Source organism: Streptomyces sp. NPDC055140, assembly GCF_053607285.1.
The window spans coordinates 93793-112305 of the sequence record NZ_JBSGTG010000005.1; the positions used below are offsets into that span (position 1 = coordinate 93793).

Here is an 18513-nt window from a genome sequence, read left to right on the forward strand (position 1 = left end):
CGGAATGGCCCGGTCCGCCACCACCGATGCTAAGTGCAGCTACGCCGCGGCCTTCACCGCTGAGTCTGCCCGCTCCGCCCTCCTGAGCAACGCCGCGGCGAGGAGGCCGCCCACGAGCACGGCGACCGCGCCGACCAGCTGGCTGGTCTCCAGGCCCGAGGAGAAGGCGTCGGCGATCCGCTCCCGCTCCGCCCCCGACTTCGCCGCGGCGAGCGCCGCCGGGAGCGAGGCCGCGGAGACGGATACGAGCGCGGCGAACCGGGAGTTCAGCACGGCGCCGAGGACGGCCACACCGAGACCGTTGCCGAACTCGGCGAGCGTGCCGTTGACCCCGGCACCGACGCCCGCCTTCTCCGGCGGGATCGCGCTCATGATGGCGTTCGCCATGGCGGGCATGGCGACGGAGATACCCGCGCCCATCACGACGAGGCCGAGCAGCATGCCCCCGTACGAGTCCCCGCCGAGCAGGGCGATCGCGGCGAGGCCGGCCGCGAGGCACGACATGCCGGTGGCGATGGTCGCGGGGGTGCCGAGCTTCGGCAGGATGCGCGCGCCGACGCCGGTGAGGTTGAGGACGACGACCGTCAGGGCCATGGGCGCCGTGCGCAGACCGGCCTCCAGTGCCCCGTAGCCGAGCACGAACTGGAGGTGCTGGGTGAGCAGGAAGAGCGAGCCGCCCATGCCGAAGGCGACCAGGATCGCGCCGGCGACGGCCCCGGTGAACTGCTGGTTGCGGAAGAAGTGCATGTCCAGCATCGGGTACGGGATCCGCAGCTCCCACACTACGAACGCGGCCAGGACCACGAGGCCGACCAGCGCGGAGAAGCCGACGTGCGCGGACGTCCAGCCGTGCTGCGGACCCGAGATGATCGCGTAGACCACGCCCGTCATACCGACCGTGGACAGGAGCGCGCCGACCAGGTCGGGCCGGTCGCCGAGCGGGTTCTTGGACTCGGGGACGAGCGCGAGGACCGCGATCAGGCCGATCACCGCGACCGGGATGTTGATCAGGAAGATCGCGCCCCACCAGAAGTGGTCGAGCATGACGCCGCCGATGAGCGGGCCCGCGGCGAAGCCGAGGGAGTTCACGGTGGCCCACAGGCCGATCGCCCTGACGCGCTCCGTGTCGTCGAAGATCTGCACGACGACGGCGAGCGTGGTGGTCATCAGAAGCGCGCCGCCGACACCCATGCCGGCGCGCGCGGCGATCAACTGCCCGGTGGACTGGGCGAGTCCGGCGACCAGCGATCCGGCGCCGAACAGGACGAGCCCGGCCGCGAGCATCTTCTTGCGCCCGTAGCGGTCGGCCGAGCTGCCCGCGGTGAGCAGGAGACCCGACTGGACCAGCGAGTACGCGTTGATCATCCACTGGATGTCGGAGGTCGAGGCGTCCAGCTCCCGGGTGAGGGAGGGGATCGCCACGTTCAGGACGGTGTTGTCGAGCAGCACGGTGAGCTGGGCGAGACAGATGACGCCGAGGATCAGCCAGCGCTGCGGATGGCCGCCGCCGGTGGCGGCCGTTGAGTTCTCGGCGGTCGTCGCCGTCATGTCCAGATTCCCCTATACGGTGTACGTCGAGTGGCGTCGTACACCGTATAGCCGACACCGTGCGGCGGCCAAGTCACTTTTCGGCGCCGGACACCCGCTAGCGTTCTCCCGCCTGAAACCTGACGAGTGAGGGGTCGGATGTCCAAGCACCGCCGCACACCGCAAGTTCTGCTCGCCGCCGGACTGTTGGGGGGACTCGCCGCCGCGCCGCAAGCGCAGGCCGCCGGGGGGCCACCGCCCGTCCCGCTGCGCATCGCCACGTACAACATCCACGCCGGTTCAGGCATGGACAACGTCTTCGATCTCGACCGCCAGGAGGCGGCGCTGCGCGCCCTGCACGCCGACGTCATCGGGCTCCAGGAGGTCGACGTCCACTGGGACGCGCGCAGCCAGAACCGGGATCTCGCCGAAGAGCTGGCGGACCGGCTCGGGATGCATGCGTCGTTCGCGCCGATCTACAGCCTCGACCCGGTCGAGGAGGGAGGGCCGCGCCGCGAGTACGGGGTCGCGATCCTGTCCCGGTATCCGGTCCGCGCCGCCGTCAACCACGAGATCACCCGCCTGTCGACGCAGGACCCGAACCCGGTCCCGGCGCCCGCCCCCGGCTTCGGGGAGGTCGAGCTGAAGGTGCGCGGGGTGCCGGTCCAGGTCTTCGTGACGCACCTCGACTACCGGCCCGACCCGTCGGTACGGGCCGCGCAGGTCGCCGACACCCGAAGGATCATGGCCGGGGAACGCACATCGCCCAAGGACCGCCAGATCCTGCTCGGCGACTTCAATGCGGAGCCGGGCGCCCCCGAACTCGCCCCGCTGTGGAAGGAGCTGACACCGGCCGACCCGGGGGCGTACACCTTCCCGGCCGCGGATCCGGTCAAGCGGATCGACTACGTCGCGGTGGGCGGGGGCGTCCGGGTACGCGACGCGGCGGTGGCCGAGACTCTCGCCTCGGACCACCGCCCGGTTGTCGCCGATCTCTCGCTGAACAGGAGTTAGGGCAGGCCTAGGACTTCGGCTGTGTCAGGTCGTAGAAGGTCGCGCTGCCCACGGTGACCTTCGTGTAGTTCTTCTCGACCCAGGACTGGATCTTGGAGGCGGAGCCGCTGCCGCCACCCATCCCGCCCATGCCGCCACCGATGAAGTAGTGGATCTTCCCGTCCTCGACGTAGCTCTTGAACTGGGCGAGTGTCGGGGACGGGTCACTTCCGTTGAAGCCGCCGATCGCCATGACGGGCTTGCCGGTGGAGAGCTGGTAGCTCGCCGCGTTCTGCGAGCCGATGGCCGCGGCGGCCCAGGTGTAGTCGTCCGCGTTCTTCTCGACGAGGGCCTTGGCCTTCCCGCTGACCTGGGCGCCGTTGAGGAGCCCGCCCATTCCACCGCCACCCGCGCCACCGCGTTCACCCATGGCCGCGCCGCCGGGCATGGTGCCGGTGCCACCGGGCATGGTGCCGGTGCCGCCCTGCTGCTTGCCGTTGCCTGTGCCCTGGTTCTGGCCCTGGCCGGGCATGCCGCCGGTCGGGGGCTGGCCCATGCCGCCACCCTGCTGGCCCTGCCCGCCCTGGCCGTTCTGCTGGCCCTGGCCGTTCTGCTGGCCCTGACCGTTCTGCTGGCCCTGACCGGGCGGCTGCATCCCGCCGCGCATGCCGCCTTCGCCGCCACCGGGGCCGCCGCCCCGGCCGCCCATCATGCTCGCCCCCGCAGGACCGGCCGTCACGATCGACCCGCTGTGCCCGGTGTCGAGCGTGCTGATGGTGTACGCGGTCGGCCCGGCCAGCGCGGCCACAAGGCCCACTCCGGCGGCGCCGAGCGCCAGTTGACGGTTCAGCCGCCCCGCGACGGCGATGCCGAGGCCCGCCGCGACGCCGCCGACGATGATCACCCAGCGCAGCCACGGCACATAGTCGGGCGTCCGGTTCAGCAGGACGTACGACCACACGGCCGTCACCGCCACCGTGACGCCGAGCGCGGCGGACGCCGTGAACCTGGCCCGCTCTTCCCACAGCACGCTCGCGCCCATGCCGACGAGCGCGGCGGCGTAGGGGGCGAGGGCCACCGTGTAGTACTGGTGGAAGATCCCCGCCATGAAGCTGAAGACGACCATGGTCATCACCAGCGAGCCGCCCCACGCGAGGAACGCGGCGCGTGCCGTGTCGGTGCGCCGCGCCTTCCAGGTGACGACGACACCGGCGACGAGCAGCAGCAGCGCGGCCGGCAGGAGCCAGGAGATCTGGCTGCCGATCTCGGAGTTGAACATCCGGTCGATGCCGGTCTCGCCCCACTGGCTGCCGCCGCCCATGCCGCCACCGCCGCCGCCGACGCTGCCGGTCTCCTCGCCGTTGATCCGGCCGAGCCCGTTGTAGCCGAAGGTCAGCTCAAGGAACGAGTTGTTCTGGGAGCCGCCGATGTACGGCCGCGAGGACGCGGGCCACAGCTCCACGACCGCGACCCACCAGCCGCCCGCGACGACCATCGCGAGCCCGGAGAGCAACAGCTGTCCGATCCGCTTGAGCGGCCTGCCCGGCGCGAACACCGCGTACAGGACGGCCAGCGGCGGGAGGATCAAGAACGCCTGGAGGGTCTTCGCGAGGAACGCGAGGCCGACGGCGACGCCCGCCCACACCAGCCACTTCGTCCGGCCGTTCTCCATGCCGCGCAGGACGCAGTAGACCGTGACGGTCATCAGGAGCGCCAGCAGGGCGTCCGGGTTGTTGAAGCGGAACATCAGGGCGGCGACGGGCGTGAGCGCGAACGCCACCACGGTGAGCAGCCCGGCCGCCGCGCTGAACCGGCGCCGCACGGCCGCGTACAGGACGCCCGCCGTCGCCACGCCCATCAGGACCTGCGGGACGAGGATCGCCCAGGAGCTGAGGCCGAAGATCCGCACCGAGAGCGCCATCGGCCACAGCGACGCCGGGGGCTTGTCGACGGTGATGGCGTTGGCCGAGTCGAGCGACCCGAAGAACATCGCCTTCCAGCTCTGGCTCCCGGCCTGCACGGCCGCGGAGTAGAAGGAGTTGGCGTAGCCGGAGGCGCTCAGGTTCCACAGGTAGGCGAGCGCCACGACGAGCAGCAGGCCGAGGAACGCGGGGCGCGCCCAGCGCGGGTCGTCGGACCGGCCGCGCCACACCCGGGTGAGCGCGGGCTGCTTCGGGCGGCCGTGGCCCTGGCCCTGAACGGCCGGTGCGGCCGGGGGCGGTGGCAGCGCGGGTGCGTCGGCGGGGAGGTGGGGCAGGGTCATCGTCCGGTCCTCAGTTCGTGGTCGTACGTAGGTCGGGAGGCGTCCGGCGCACCGGGTACGGGCAGCGACGCGACGGCGGGCGGCTCGGGGAACACCCAGGCGCGGAAGAGCAGGAAGCGCAGCACCGTCGCCGCGAGGTTGGCGGCGACGAGCACCGCGAGTTCCGTGGAGTGCGCCGGGTCCGCGGAAGCGGCGCCGAGCGCGGCGAGCGAGCCGCTGGTCAGGGCGAGCCCGATCGCGAACACGACGAGGCCCTGCGCCTGGTGGCGGACGGCCCGGTCGCGGCCGCGGACGCCGAAGGTGAGGCGCCGGTTGGCGGCCGTGTTGGCGACGGCCGACACGAGCAGGGCCAGCGCGTTGGCGACCTGCGACCCCGTGAACGTACGGAATCCGGAGTAGAGCAGCAGATAGACGAGGGTCGACAGGACGCCGACGACGCAGAAGCCGACCAGCTGGCGGGCCAGTCCCCGGGGCACGCCCGGCACCTGGCGGTCGCGCGGATCGTCGCCGAAGGGGCGGGCGAGCCGATCGAGGGGGAGCGCGCCGACCGCGAGCGCCCGGCCCACGCGCCACACGCCCTTGAGGTCGTCGGTGGCCGTCTTCACGATGTGCACCGTCGAGTCCGGGTCGTCCACCCAGTCCACCGGCACCTCGTGGATACGCAGCCCGGCCCGCTCGGCGAGGACGAGCATCTCGGTGTCGAAGAACCAGCCGGTGTCCTCGACGAGCGGCAGCAGGACCCGCGCCACATCGCGCCGGATCGCCTTGAAGCCGCACTGGGCGTCGGAGAAGCGGGCCTGGAGGGAGCCGCGCAGGATCAGGTTGTAGGCGCGGGAGATGAACTCGCGCTTCGGCCCGCGCACGACACGTGAACTGCGCGCGAGGCGCGAGCCGATCGCCAGGTCCGAGTGACCCGAGATGAGCGGGGCGACCAGCGGGAGCAGCGCGTTGAGGTCGGTGGACAGGTCGACGTCCATGTAGGCGAGGACGGGCGCGTCGGACGCGGACCAGACGGTGCGCAGGGCGCGCCCGCGGCCCTTCTGCTCCAGGCGGGCGTGCCGGACCTCGGGGAGCGCGGCCGCCAGGGCGGCGGCGACGTCCGGGGTCGCGTCCGTGGACGCGTTGTCCGCGATCGTGATGCGGAAGCGGTAGGGGAAGGTCCCGACGAGGTGCTGATGCAGCCTGCGCACACAGGGACCGAGGTCCCGCTCCTCGTTGTAGACCGGGATCACTACGTCCAGAACCGGTGCATCGCCCACGCCGGCCGGGAGGTGCTCCCGTGCCGGCAGCACCCCCAGGGAGGGGTCGGTGCCCGGAGAAGAGTCGGTTCGCATGACACCGACATTCGCCAACTGCCCTGTCAGACCGGTGTGGTGAGACTGTGGCCCGCCTGTGAGTGCGTGACGGGTTCGGCACAGGCCGGCAGATGGACGGTGAACACGGTCCGGCCGGGCACGCTGTCGACGGTCACCGCGCCGCCGTGCGCGGCAGCGACTGCCTGCACGATGGCGAGGCCGAGACCGGTCGAGCCGTGGGCCCGGGAGCGGGAGGTGTCACCGCGCGCGAACCGCTCGAAGACGTGCGGGAGCAGCTCGGGCGGTATGCCGGGGCCGTTGTCCTGGACGTCGAGGCAGACCCACGGCCCGTGCCGGTGCACGCGCGCGGTCACGGTGGTGCCCGGCGGCGTGTGCGTACGGGCGTTGGCCAGGAGGTTCACGAGCACCTGGTGGATGCGCGGCCCGTCGGCGAGCACGAGAGCGGGGTCGTCCGGCAGTTCGAGCCGCCACGCGTGGTCCTGGCCGGCCGCGCGGGCATCGCTCAGCGCGTCCACGACCAGCGGCGACAGGTCGGTCGCCTCGTACGACAGGGGGCGGCCGGAGTCGAGCCGCGCGAGCAGCAGCAGGTCCTCGACGAGCCCGGTCATGCGGTGGGCCTCGGACTCGATACGGCCGAGCGCGTGCCGGGTGTCGGGCCCGGTCTCCTCGCGGCCGCGCCGGGTGAGTTCGGCGTATCCGCGGATCGAGGCGAGGGGGGTACGCAGCTCATGGCTGGCGTCCGCGACGAATTGCCGCACGCGCGTCTCGCTCTGCTGGCGCGCCTCCAGTGCTCCGTTCACATGGTCGAGCATGCGGTTGAGGGCGGCGCCGACCTGGCCGACCTCGGTGCGCGGGTCGGCCTCGGTCTCGGGGACCCGTTCGTGGAGGGCCACTTCGCCGCTGTGCAGGGGGAGTTCGGAGACACGGGTCGCGGTGGACGCGACGCGGCGCAGGGGCCGCAGGGCTACGCCGACCATGGCGGCTCCGGCGAGGGACGCGGCGACGAGACCGGCCGCGGTGACGCTGATCTCGACGACGACGAGGGTGCTGAGGGTGTCCTGCACCTCGGCCTCGGGCAGGCCGACCATGGTGTTTCCGCCCGGCTTCGAGGAGATCCGGTAGTCGCCGAGTCCGGGCACGCTGACGCTGTGCGTCCCCCCGTCCTGCGGCACGCTCTCCAGCGCGGTGATCTGCGCGTCCGTCAGCGGGACGACCGGGTTGTCCCGGTCTGCGACGCTCTTCGCGGCCTCGGTGACGCTTCCGTCGGACTCGACGAGGGCGCCGATGGTGCCCGGCCTGCTCGGACCGCCGAGAAAGTTCAGGTTCTGCGCCTGCCGCTCCGGACCGGGTCCGCCGGTGGACTGGACGACCGCGCCGCGCACCTGCTTGTCGAGCTGGTCGTACAGATAGGTGTGCAGCGCGATGGTGGTCACCGTTCCGATGACCGCGCACACCAGGGCGATCAGCGCGACAGCCGTGATGACGAGCCGCTTGCGCAGGCTGCGCGGCTGCCGCCGTCCGCTCATGACGCGACGGGCACTGCGGGCTTGATGAGATATCCGGCGCCGCGCCGCGTGTGGATCATCGGCTCGCGCCCGGCGTCGATCTTCCGGCGCAGGTACGAGATGTACAGCTCCACGACGTTGGCCTGGCCGCCGAAGTCGTAACTCCAGACGCGGTCCAGTATCTGCGCCTTGCTCAGGACCCGGCGCGGGTTGCGCATCAGGAAGCGAAGCAGCTCGAACTCGGTGGCGGTCAGATGGATGCCGTCCCCGCCTCGCGACACCTCGTGGCTGTCCTCGTCGAGCGTCAGGTCACCCACGACGAGCACGGACTCGCTGCGCCGGTCGGTCGCTCCCGAGCGGCGGATGAGCCCGCGCAGCCGGGCGACGACCTCCTCCAGGCTGAACGGCTTGGTCACATAGTCGTCGCCGCCGGCCGTGAGTCCGGCGATGCGGTCCTCGACGGCGTCCTTCGCGGTCAGGAACAGCACCGGCACGTCCTGGTGCTCGCGCCGCAGCCGGCCGAGCACGGACAGGCCGTCCATGTCGGGCAGCATCATGTCGAGCACGATGGCGTCGGGCCGGAACTCGCGCGCGGTCTGCACCGCGCCCATCCCGTCCGCGGCGCTGCGGATCTGCCAGCCCTCGTAGCGCAGGGCCATCGAGAGCAGCTCGGTGATCGACTGTTCGTCGTCCACGACGAGGACCCGGACGGGGCTCCCGTCCGGCCTCAGCAGTTCGGTACGCCCCTGGGGCGAGGTCGCGGTCATGTTCCACACGTTGCGCGCCCGCCCTGAGAACCGGCTTTCGGCAACCTGTGAATTCCCTGAGAAACGCACAGCAGCCTCTCAGGGAGGCGTCAGTCCAAGGGGTCGAGCCCGAACAGTCGTGCCCCGTTCCCGTGGCACACGGCCCGCAGCCACTCCTCCCCGAGACCGAGCCGCTCCAGTGCCTCCAGTTGGTGGACATAGGGGTACGGGATGTTCGGGAAATCGGTGCCGAGCAGGATCCGGTCACCGAGATCGGCGAGCCGGGCCAGCTCGCCGCGGGGGAACGCGGCAAAACGTTCACTGAAATCGGTGAACGCCATCGTCGTGTCGAGGCGCACCTCCCCGTACCGCTCGGCCAGGTCGAGGAAGTCCGTGTACTCGGGCATCCCCATGTGGGCCACGATCACCGGGAGCCGCGGGTGCCGGGCGAGCAGCCGGGCGACCGGCTCGGGCCCGGTGTGCTTGCCGGGGGCCGGCCCCGAGCCGCAGTGCATGACCACGGGGATACGGGCCTCGGCGAGCATCCCCCACACGGGGTCGAGCAGTTCGTCGTTCGGGTCGTACGCCCCGACCTGCACATGCGCCTTGAAGACGCGCGTGCCCGCCTCGACGGCCTCGCGCACGTACCGGTCGACGCCCGGCTCGGGGAAGAACGTCGACGTGTGCAGACAGCCGGGGGTCCGGCGCGCGAAGTCGACGGCCCACCCGTTGAGCCACTCGGCCATGCCCGCCTTGTGCGGATAGAGCATGGACGTGAAGGCCCGCACCTCGAACTCCCGCAGCCGCGCGAGCCGTTGCTCCTCTTCCTCCCGGTACGCGATCGGCCAGGCCATCCCGGTCAGCGGCCCCGCCGCGTCGAAGTACTCCCACACCTTCTTCAGGACCCGCTCGGGCATGAAATGCGTGTGCACGTCGACGATCCCGGCCAGGCCGTGCCGCTCCCGGAACCGGGCGACCCTCTCCGTCTCGCCGCCGCCCGCCGCGCCGCCTTCCGCGTTACCCTCCGCGCTGTTCGCCGCGCCGCTCTCCGCGTTACTCTCCGCGCTCAAATCCGTGGCTCCGTTCCACCTTGGCGACATGGAGCGAGTAGCTCTCGTACCACTCGGCGCGGCCGCGCCGCTGTGCCTCCCGGTGCTCCCCGTTCCCGGCCCACTGCTTGAGCCCTTCCTCGTGCCGGAAGTAGGCGACAGTGATCCTCAGCCCACTCTCCGAGGCCGCGGAATCCTCCCCCAGGAACCCGGGTATCTCCCTGACCAGCTCCGACATCCGCTCGGCGGTCGCCCCGTATCCGTTGTCCCCGGGCGTGCGCACCGAGGTGAACACCGCGGCGTAGTAAGGCGGTTCGAAGACGGGCACGGGCCGGACGGTACCGGCAGAACCGGCACCGCCCTCCTGTCCGACAGGCGCTACTGCGTGATCACTCATGTCCCTCACGATGCGGCCCGGCGACGAACGGTGTCCACCCCCATTGCCCTACGGGAAGCGAGACTTGACCATTCGGTCGACGCAGCCTGGCGCCCCCTCCCCGCCCGGCTGGAGAACGGGACGGCCGATGCCGCTCAGAACAGCCCACCCTGCAGCGCGGACGCCTCTTTCACCGGTTTCACCGGCACCGAGGACACCACGTCCGCCGCCGCTCCCTCCGCCTTCCCCAACGCCTCGAGCTGCCACCCGCCGAGCAGCCGGGTGTCGACCACGAGCCGCCGCCCTTCCCCAAGCCCTCGGCCTCGCTCGAGCAGGGGAGGCCCCATTCGCTCCACGAGATGCAGATCCGGCCCCGCGGCGGCGACCAGTGTCCCCACGACCACCCCGCCCTCGACCAGCTCGCTCACGACGCTCCCCACGCCCCCGAGCCGCCCAACCTCTGTCCCGCTCCCTGTGCCGCCCTCGATCCCGAAGACCTCCGCGTGATCGACCACCTCGCACGGAAGCCGCTCCAGCGACTCGGGCCACCCGGCGAGCGCGACGGCAGTGGCATGCGCCGTCGCCAGCTCCGCGGCCCGCTCACCGGCCGGGGGCAGCGCCGCCCGTACGGCCCGCTTCTGCGCGTACGGAATCCGGTCCGGAACGCCGAGCGCGCTGCGCAGCAGCTCCTCCGCCCGCCGCGCCGCCATGAGCGGCCCGCGCCCCAACCACGTGAATGCGACAGCCCCTTGTTCGAGTAGCCGGGCGGAACCGCGCCCGACCCCGGTGATCCCCACCTTCACCATCCCGCTCCCGAACCAGGCGAGATACACGTGATACGGCCTCGGGTCGTCCGCCATCGTGTCCGCGGCGACGGAGTGCGCCCGGTCGATCCCGGCGCACTCGGCACACTGTGCGCGCGTCCCCCGCCCGGACAGCACCGTCCCCGCCGGACACGGCGTACGCCGCCCGCCCCGCCACACCCCGAGACATCTGCGCCCGCCCACGGCCCGGAAAGCCAGCACGTCCCCGAAGGCGAGGGGACTCTCGCGCTCCCCCTTCCCCTCCCCGTACCACCCCAGTGCGGGCCCGCCCCCGACCCGCCACCGCACCCCGGTGCACCACCACGTCATGCTCAGGACGCTACTCCGGGGCACTGACATCGCCAGGGGCTGCGGTGCGTTCCTGCTGTTCGGGGACGTGATCAAGGGTGGGGCCGTGGCAGCGCTGGGCTTCTACCTCATCGCGTTGTCGTGCCTCGCGATCGCCGCCTTCACGGGCTTCACCGCCTGCCGGGCCCAGTGCCGGGGGGCGTTCAAGGCCCTGGCCGCCGTACTCCTGCCCGTCGGCCTGACCTGCGCACTCATACCGATCGGGATCATCGTCTGGTTCCTGACGCTCTAGCCGGAGCGGGAGCGCATCGGAAACCATGAAGCATGCGACCGGATGACTGGCACCTCACCGAAGACATCGACGACTTTCTCGCCCGAGCCGGAGACTTCCTGCGCTCACGCCCCGCCCTGCACACCACACCGCTGACAACGACCGAGAAACTGCGAACGCTCGGCACAGAGGCATACCGGGCCGATGCCCCCGTCTTCGGCTCCCTGGAGCGAGCGGGCGAGGTCCGCGCCATCTTCTACCGCCGCACCCAGCACGGCCCTCTGAGCCTCACCCCCGTCACGCCCGAGGACGCCGACACCCTCGCCGCCCGTCTGGCCGGCCTCGGCCTCGTCCTGCCCGTCGTGAGCGCGGCCCACGACACCGCCACCGCGTTCGCCAAGGCCTGGCAGCGGCACACGGGCGCGACGCCCACACTCAGCACACGGATCCGTCTGTACCGCCTAGGCACGCTCACCCCACCGGAGCCGGTCCCGGCGGGCCGGGGCCGACGCGTGGGCGAACAGGACCGCGAGCAACTCTTCCGCTGGCACCGCGAGTTCACCGCCGACGTCGGGGAAGACGTCACCATCGACGCCGACACCTGGGCCGACACCCGCTTCGGCGACAAGCACTACACGTTCTGGGAGACCCCGGACGGCACCCCTGTCTCCATGGCGGGCATGACCTCGCTGGTCGGCGGCATGGTCCGGGTGGACCCCGTCTACACCCCGGCCCACCTCCGCGGTCGCGGCTACGCGGGCGCGGCTACGCGGGCGCGGTGACGGTCGAGGTGAGCCGAGCCGCCCTGGCCGCAGGCGCCAAGGAAGTCGCGCTCTACGCAGACCCGGCCAACTCCACCAGCAACGCCCTCTACCGACGAATCGGCTACGTCCCACTCACCGAATTTGCCGTGTACGACTTCGCACGCTGACAGCGGCACGGCCGACGTCCCGGCACACCGTCACGACGTGAACTGATCAGTCGCTGTCCTTGTCGCTACCGCTTTCGTGCCCGCCGCTTCTCGCCCCAGCGCCCCGCAACCCTTATGGCCGTGTTGGCAACGGCGGCGGTCACCGCGGAGCCGATCCAGCCCATCGGCCTGTCGTGCATGACCATGGTCCCGAACCGGAGGACGAACGTGAGCAGCACCCAGGATGCCGCCCAGTCCTCGACAGCCTGGCGATCAGGGCGCCGGATCCTCATGCGCCGCAGGCCAAGGGCTCATGATGCCGGGTTGCCGGACCCCATCATGACATAACGCAAGAAGCCCCCGGATCTCTCCGGGGGCCTCTTATCTATGTGCACTCGGCAGGATTCGAACCTGCAACCTTCTGATCCGTAGGATCGGGCACCGCCTTGCGGGAGCCTTCGGTGGCCTCCCGAACTGATCGCCCACGTTAGCGATCCTGTGCCGTTGTATGCCGTCGTTGCCGTCGAGGTTGCCGTCGGTCCCGCGGCAGCACGTGGGCAACGAGGCCACGGGCACAGCCATCAGATACGACCTGCACTTACTCGATGGGGGTTTCCGCAGCATGAACGAATGGTTCAGGCTGCGGCACGGGAAGCAGGACATCTGGCACACCGTCAGCGCTGTTACCAACGACCCGGCCCGTGTCTTGCAGGTAGAAGATCGCTTCGTCGATATGGTCTCTGGACGACTCGTCCCGGTTGGCAAGTAGAGCGCCGGCCAGATGGTCGATATCTTCAGGCGTCACGTCTCGGAAGTGCTCCACAATCTCCATGATGATCTCCGCGTCCAACCGCACGGAGAGATCCTGCGGAAGTTCACGCAGAACTGGGACCCGCCTCGCCTCCCACACCGAAGTGGTCACTGCAAGTGGTGTGCCATCAGGTCCGAGAGCCAATCCCCCTCTGACCATGATCCGGATCGCGAACTTTTCCAGCCCCCGCCAGTCGTACTTCTCCTTGGCCAGTCCAGTCTCTCTGCGAGGTCGCGGAAACTCGGTCGGTGCCTCCTCGCGAGTGGCCCTAATAGCCCTACGGGCCAGATCCCGGATACTAGGCACTTCCTGCTCGCCCTCCAAGACGCGAGCGATCTCCGCATACAGGAGATGCCGCACTTCCGGATAGGGACCAAGTTCCTTGGACCTCAGCATGTCCACGAAACTATAAGACCGGCTCACCAGTTCGCCGCCATCGATCGGCGAACGCTCGGAAGACGTTACCTGAGACGAGAGAGAGACCGCACTTTGCCTAGCAAATACCTGGGACGGCGACGGAGAATTTGGTGGCGCCCCGCCGGCCAACACGGGTCCCGGGGAGACCGAGGCCGGAGCAACTTGACTAATCGCCCCCGCGCCTGAATGCGTGGCAGGGCGGGCCGACAGGAAGACGCTTACTTGAGGTTCCGTCCCGTACTGGCGAACCATCCCCCGATCCCGGGCCTCGCGGAGAAGAATTGAAACGAGCCGCGGGGTCCGGGCGAGATAGTTGGCGTCCTTGTCGAAACGCTCATCTACCCTCACAAGACGGGAGCGAATGTCGGTCTTTGGGATCGCCCGTTCCGGCCCAGTCGCTCCCGCTCTACTTAGGGCCTCCTGCAGTACTGCGAGAGCCGCATCCAAAGGCATCAACTGTTCAGGCCAGCCGCTCTCATGCACAACCTCCCTCTCGGGAAGATAGTCTCGCAGCGGCCGCGTATTAAACAAGTGAGAGATTCGCCCTAGAGTTCCGGACTTCACCAGCACGGCACGGTGAAAAGACAGAACATTGAGTGGAGCCCAGTCCACACCTCCCGCCGCTTGTGTGACATTCTCGGAAATCACATCTACCACTTGAACATCGGAAGGAAGGCCTGGCAAGAAGACTGTCCGAGCTTCGGGGAAGTTTTCCCCCAAGGCAGTGCGCTGGTCTTCCCTCCCGACGATCAATAGTCGGGCCTTCTCGGCGTCGTGCCTCCTCGCCACCTCGGCAACAATGCCCACCTCGCTCCCTTGATAGGCGCGAGTAATGTCAACAATGTAGCCCGACAATTCAAACTCCCGGCGATCGAATGAGAGTAGGGGTCCATCGAAATACCGCGGACCCCTACTCTAGGCTCAATGCTCGCTGTCCTCCTTGGAGCGCGCAATCTCCTTGCACAGCTCCAGGACCAGAGCACCGACGTAACCGATTCCCGCCTCAATCGAGTAAGAGAAGGCGAAAACCCCCATAGACACTGCCAGAACGAAGGCAATCGTCTGCTTGAACACTTTTAACTCACTCTCGTTTTGAAAACCTGTTGGGAGTGAGATGGAGAGATGAGCAAGACGCATGATGCTGGAGGCTCGTTGTCGGATTATCGATGACTCGACGTGAGGATAACGATGACGAGATGCGTAACTAGCGAGATGCTGAATGTAGGTCGAAAATGCAGGACGACAGATGTAGGACGACAATGCAGGATGCGGGCGGAGCAAGTCCGCCAAGTCAGGAGTGTAGGGTCGAGACCGCTGCGTCATCAACGGATTCGACAACCACTTCAAGCCGAACCCATGCCGCCGCCAGCGAAGTTGCACGGCGTCACGACACAGAGCTCGGCCTCCCGTTGCGATCGCTCGTGATCGCGATCATGTGCGTCTGTGTGTCGCCGTTGGCGTCAGGGCTGCAGTCAACTCCGAACGGTGGCATTGCCGCAATGACGCCGCCTGAGAGGTCGGCTCATCCCAGCACGGTGGCGATGGCGAGGGCGATTCGCTCGATCCAGTCGATGGCATCGGTCACGTCGGCGTCGGAGATAGGGCGACGACGCTTGAGGTCGCCGTCCAGCAAGTCCGCGTCGTGAGCGATCCTGTTGCGGCGATCGGTGATCGAGTTGTACTTCTGCTTCAGTGTCTGGGCATTCATGGACGTACGGCCGTGGTTCCACTCGTTGAGCTGGACGGCGGCCTTGGCCCAGATGTCCTCTTCCGTCACCAGCTTCAGCGCCTCGCTGATCTTGCGAGGGTTCTGCAGTGCCGCGTTGCCCCACTTCGCCTTGACATGCTCGGAGACAGCGTCGGCGAGCGTCGTCGTACCGCGCCGGACTTCCTCCACCTTGACCAGGGGCAGCTCGAACTTCGTCAGCTGATACGGCATTTCGGGGCTGTCCGCGGCGGCCAGCTCGGCGACCCGCCGGTACAGCTCCTCGTGGAACCAGTGGTCGATGGCGCTGACGGCCTGTACCCAGGCGGCGCGATAGAAGTCGCCGATGTCGATGACCGGGGACTGGAAGGCAGCCAGGCTCTGACCCGCCACGATCATCTTCCGGGCGTACTCAAGGTTGGTCAGGAACGCCCGGAACTCGCGTGTCTGCGGCTGTGCGGCCGGCATGAAACTCCCCCGTCTCGCTGGTCTGGGAACTCAGGATTCCGGCGGGACGGGGGAGGGGCAACCCAGTTGTGGATCAACCAGTCTCAGTTGGCTCAATCGCGTCGGTGTCGGCCGAGACCTCACCACCGAGGGCCTCCGCGATGGCCGCGAACTCGCTCAGCGCAGCCTGCAAGTCCTCGACGATCTCCTGGGCGATCACCTCGGGCGGCAGAAGACTGTCGGCGTCGTCGAGCGCCGGGTCCTTCATCCACGTGATGTCAAGATTCACCTTGTCGCGGGCGATGAGCTCGTCGTAGTCGAAGGACTTGAAGCGCTCGGACTCCACCCGCTCGCTGCGCGGCTTGCCGGGCAGGTACGCCTCGACGAACTCGTCCAGAGCCGCGCGGGTGAGCGGGTGTTGCTTGAGGGTGAAGTGCTTGGCGGTGCGGAAGTCGTAGACCCAGAGCGTTGAGGTGTTGTGGGCGCCCCCGCTGCGAGGCGGCTTCTTCTCGAAGAACAGGACGTTGGCCTTGACGCCGCCCGCGTAGAAGATGCCGGTCGGCAGGCGGAGGATCGTGTGCAGATCGAACTCTTCCAGCAGGCGGCGGCGCACCTTCTCGCCCGCGCCGCCTTCGAAAAGTACGTTGTCCGGCAGGACGACAGCAGCACGGCCGTTCATCTCCAGCTGCGACATGATGTGCTGGAGGAAGTTGAGCTGCTTGTTAGTGGTGGTGGCGCGGAAGTCGTCCCGCTCGTAAGAGATGTCTTCCTTCTCGGCCTTGCCGTCCGTGCCGATGATCGTGATCGCGGACTTCTTACCAAAGGGCGGATTGGCGAGGACGAGCGACGCGTGGCGATCGGGCTTGTCGGCAAGCGCGTCACCCACAGTGATGAGCGACTCGCCGTCGGCGTCACCGATTCCGTGCAGCAGCATGTTCATCGCGGCCAGACGGGCCGTGCCAGTGACCAGTTCGTTGCCCCAGATCTTGCCGGACCCCAGCGCAAGACGCTGTTCCCGTGACAGGTGCTGCATGTGGTGCTTACGGATGTAGCTATGCGCAGCGATCAGGAAGCCGCCGGTACCGCAGGCCGGGTCGGTGATCGTGTCTTCGGGACCCGGTTGCATCACGTCGACCATGGCGTCGATGAGCGCGCGGGGCGTGAAGTACTGGCCGGCACCCGTCTTTGTGTCCTCCGCGCCCTTGGCAAGCAGACCCTCGTAGGCATCGCCCTTCAGGTCCGTCCCCTGGATCGTCCAGTCCTCCTTGCCGATCAGCTCGACGACCAGCTTTTCGAGCAGAGCGGGCTCGGTAATCCGGTTCTGGGACTTGGCGAAGATCGTGCCGAGGGTGGTGCCCGGGTTCTTGGCGAGCTCTTCGAGGGTCTTGCGGTAGTGGACTTCGAGGTCGATGCCCTTGAGCCGGGCGAGGGACTGCCAGTCGTACTCGGCGGGTACGACGGTCTTGGCCTCCTCCTCGGTGAAGGGGTCGGAGGCGATCTCGTCGGCCATCTTTAGGAATAGCAGGTAAGAAAGCTGCTCGACGTACTCAATAGTGGACAGGCCGTTATCCCGGAGGACATTGCAGTAGTTCCAGAGCTTGGCGACCAAGGTATTGGTCTGCGCGTGCGCCAGAGCGGGGGGTGCGGGGTTCACAGCGGGAGCTCCTGCTGAACAGCGTTGTTAGGGGAGGGTGAGGGGGGCGGAGGCGGCGAACCTGCGGTGACTGTTTTCCGGGGACGGCGGCCGGTTGGCTTTGTCTTGTCGCCCTGGGCCTCGCGCTCGGAGCGGATGCGGTCAAGGAGGACGGAAGCAGGCTCGTCGGCGGGATCCTGACGAATGAGGCGACCCGTGAATGCGCGCTCCAATACCGCACTTCGGAGGTGTTTTGCACGTACAAGGCTGCGCTTCAAAGCACGCTCCATCGCATCGGCGTAGCTCATCGATTCGTCACAGGCCTGCACTCGCCGCTTCTGTTCCTCAAGGGGAGGAATGGGAAACTCGATAGGCTTCAGGCGCTTTGCTGAAAGGTGGGCGATGTTGGTGGTAATGCGCACTTCACGCATGAAGCGTCGAGCATGAAGATGACGACGGAAAACCAACAGGGCCCATTCTGGCAGCACATCCGGGCGCGCCTGGAACCGCAGAAGGCTGTTGGTGAAGGCCACATTTGGCGGGGTTCCCCGGTAGAGCGCCGGCCTCCCCACTAGGTGTGGGCTCTGCCCCTCGTTGAGGAGAACGTCACCAATCTCAAGCCGGTACCTGTCGAAGACCCCTGAGAAATCCATCTCCATGACATCCGAAGTATCGATGCGATCCTCGAAGACATTGGCTACCCGCAGGTACGGGTGCATCTCTGGGCCGTAATGCCAATCGGGGTGGCGCTGCCGCCCGAGCCCGACAGTGCCCGCGTCCCCGACCGTACTCATCTCCCACGAAGCGGGAACGGATTCGGGTACCAGAGACAGGAAGATGGACTTACGAAACGATGCGATCTTCTTCTGTGCGGTCTCCAGCTCCCGTCCTGCCGCGTCAAGGCGGGAAAGGTGATCTTCGAGGGCCTCGACAATGCGGCGCTGCTCCGCAAGTGGCGGCACCGGCATTCTGACACCCGCGATCGTCGACTGGTCGATCTTGGGCATCGAGCCTGCCAGCCCTTTCGCATTCGACCTAAAGTAGTCGCGAATACCTTTACTGCGTAGCATGAGGGCTGCAAACTCGGGGATGATACAGGAATTGACCCTCACGCGAATTAGGAGGTCCGGGTAGATCGCCCAATTTCGCGGCCCCTTGTACAGGGCCGACGTCCCCACGAGTTCAGGCGTGTTAGACCGCTGAACGAGGATGTCTCCGGGTTCCAACCAGAGTCCTTCAACACGTCCTGGTTCCGCCGAAGTGATCTTTGTGTTCTTGTCACTGAAGTCGTTCAAGGTGACAGCAGTTAGGCTCAGGGTTCGAATCCCATTGGCTTCTTTCGTGGCGCGTGCCGAGTGGCCGTTTCGCAGTGGTTCGCGAAGCAACTCGCCGAGTTCGGCTACTGCCCAGCCCGCTGGAAGCTCCACATTGC

The 18513-nt window shown here is 68.2% G+C and carries 16 protein-coding genes and 1 pseudogene; 3 read left to right on the forward strand and 14 right to left on the reverse strand.

The features are described 5' to 3' along the window. Nucleotides 1-39 precede the first annotated feature (39 nt). Nucleotides 40-1548 carry an MFS transporter gene (locus ACWFR4_RS12440; protein ID WP_326712197.1) on the reverse strand — a complete coding sequence of 503 codons (1509 nt, stop codon included), beginning with the start codon at nucleotides 1546-1548 and terminating at the stop codon, nucleotides 40-42. Nucleotides 1549-1686: 138 nt separating this feature from the next. Between ACWFR4_RS12440 and ACWFR4_RS12445 the strand changes: the two genes are divergently transcribed. Further along, entirely contained in the window at nucleotides 1687-2541 is an 855-nt protein-coding gene (locus tag ACWFR4_RS12445) for an endonuclease/exonuclease/phosphatase family protein (RefSeq protein ID WP_453462686.1), read from the forward strand. 7 nt (nucleotides 2542-2548) lie between these two features. Here the strand turns inward: ACWFR4_RS12445 and ACWFR4_RS12450 are convergent, their stop codons facing one another. The 7 genes from ACWFR4_RS12450 to ACWFR4_RS12480 all read right to left on the reverse strand — a co-directional run bounded on the left by ACWFR4_RS12450 (nucleotide 2549) and on the right by ACWFR4_RS12480 (nucleotide 10908). After that, complete coding sequence (locus tag ACWFR4_RS12450; RefSeq protein ID WP_453652239.1) at nucleotides 2549-4783, reverse strand: ArnT family glycosyltransferase; 2235 nt, start codon at nucleotides 4781-4783, stop codon at nucleotides 2549-2551. Continuing rightward, a complete protein-coding gene (locus ACWFR4_RS12455; RefSeq protein ID WP_453462680.1) occupies nucleotides 4780-6117 on the reverse strand; it encodes a glycosyltransferase in 1338 nt (445 codons plus the stop codon). Before ACWFR4_RS12455 ends, ACWFR4_RS12450 begins: the two co-directional genes overlap by 4 nt. 26 nt (nucleotides 6118-6143) lie before the next feature. After that, entirely contained in the window at nucleotides 6144-7625 is a 1482-nt protein-coding gene (locus tag ACWFR4_RS12460; RefSeq protein WP_453652241.1) for a sensor histidine kinase, read from the reverse strand. Then, complete coding sequence (locus tag ACWFR4_RS12465; protein WP_453462676.1) at nucleotides 7622-8371, reverse strand: response regulator transcription factor; 750 nt, start codon at nucleotides 8369-8371, stop codon at nucleotides 7622-7624. Before ACWFR4_RS12465 ends, ACWFR4_RS12460 begins: the two co-directional genes overlap by 4 nt. Before the next feature lie 89 nt (nucleotides 8372-8460). Next, nucleotides 8461-9300, reverse strand: coding sequence for an amidohydrolase family protein (locus ACWFR4_RS12470; RefSeq protein ID WP_453652489.1), 840 nt, complete (start codon nucleotides 9298-9300; stop codon nucleotides 8461-8463). A 103-nt stretch (nucleotides 9301-9403) separates the two neighbouring features. After that, entirely contained in the window at nucleotides 9404-9796 is a 393-nt protein-coding gene (locus tag ACWFR4_RS12475; protein WP_453462673.1) for an antibiotic biosynthesis monooxygenase family protein, read from the reverse strand. Nucleotides 9797-9930: 134 nt separating this feature from the next. Further along, the gene (locus ACWFR4_RS12480) at nucleotides 9931-10908 is read right to left on the reverse strand and encodes a DUF2797 domain-containing protein (RefSeq protein ID WP_453462670.1); all 978 of its coding nucleotides are present in this window, start codon (nucleotides 10906-10908) and stop codon (nucleotides 9931-9933) included. On the opposite strand from ACWFR4_RS12480, the gene ACWFR4_RS12485 reads away from it, so the two are divergent. Beyond that, a complete protein-coding gene (locus ACWFR4_RS12485) occupies nucleotides 10907-11179 on the forward strand; it encodes a hypothetical protein (RefSeq protein ID WP_453652243.1) in 273 nt (90 codons plus the stop codon). The genes ACWFR4_RS12480 and ACWFR4_RS12485 overlap by 2 nt on opposite strands. A gap of 32 nt (nucleotides 11180-11211) precedes the next feature. Beyond that, nucleotides 11212-12089: pseudogene (locus ACWFR4_RS12490) on the forward strand (GNAT family N-acetyltransferase). Between the two features lie 65 nt (nucleotides 12090-12154). Here the strand turns inward: ACWFR4_RS12490 and ACWFR4_RS12495 are convergent. From ACWFR4_RS12495 to ACWFR4_RS12520, 6 genes are all read right to left on the reverse strand, one after another. Then, nucleotides 12155-12361: a hypothetical protein gene (locus ACWFR4_RS12495; RefSeq protein ID WP_453462662.1), complete on the reverse strand. Its 207-nt coding sequence runs from the start codon at nucleotides 12359-12361 to the stop codon at nucleotides 12155-12157. Nucleotides 12362-12666: 305 nt separating this feature from the next. Beyond that, nucleotides 12667-13275, reverse strand: coding sequence for a hypothetical protein (locus ACWFR4_RS12500; RefSeq protein ID WP_453652245.1), 609 nt, complete (start codon nucleotides 13273-13275; stop codon nucleotides 12667-12669). Between the two features lie 942 nt (nucleotides 13276-14217). After that, nucleotides 14218-14433, reverse strand: coding sequence for a hypothetical protein (locus ACWFR4_RS12505; protein ID WP_453652247.1), 216 nt, complete (start codon nucleotides 14431-14433; stop codon nucleotides 14218-14220). A gap of 385 nt (nucleotides 14434-14818) precedes the next feature. Continuing rightward, nucleotides 14819-15469: a hypothetical protein gene (locus ACWFR4_RS12510; RefSeq protein ID WP_453652248.1), complete on the reverse strand. Its 651-nt coding sequence runs from the start codon at nucleotides 15467-15469 to the stop codon at nucleotides 14819-14821. 73 nt (nucleotides 15470-15542) lie between these two features. Continuing rightward, on the reverse strand, nucleotides 15543-17102 hold the full coding sequence (locus ACWFR4_RS12515) for a type I restriction-modification system subunit M (RefSeq protein ID WP_453652250.1): 1560 nt from the start codon (nucleotides 17100-17102) through the stop codon (nucleotides 15543-15545). Further along, the gene (locus ACWFR4_RS12520; protein ID WP_453652491.1) at nucleotides 17099-18508 is read right to left on the reverse strand and encodes a restriction endonuclease subunit S; all 1410 of its coding nucleotides are present in this window, start codon (nucleotides 18506-18508) and stop codon (nucleotides 17099-17101) included. Before ACWFR4_RS12520 ends, ACWFR4_RS12515 begins: the two co-directional genes overlap by 4 nt. Nucleotides 18509-18513: the final 5 nt, after the last annotated feature.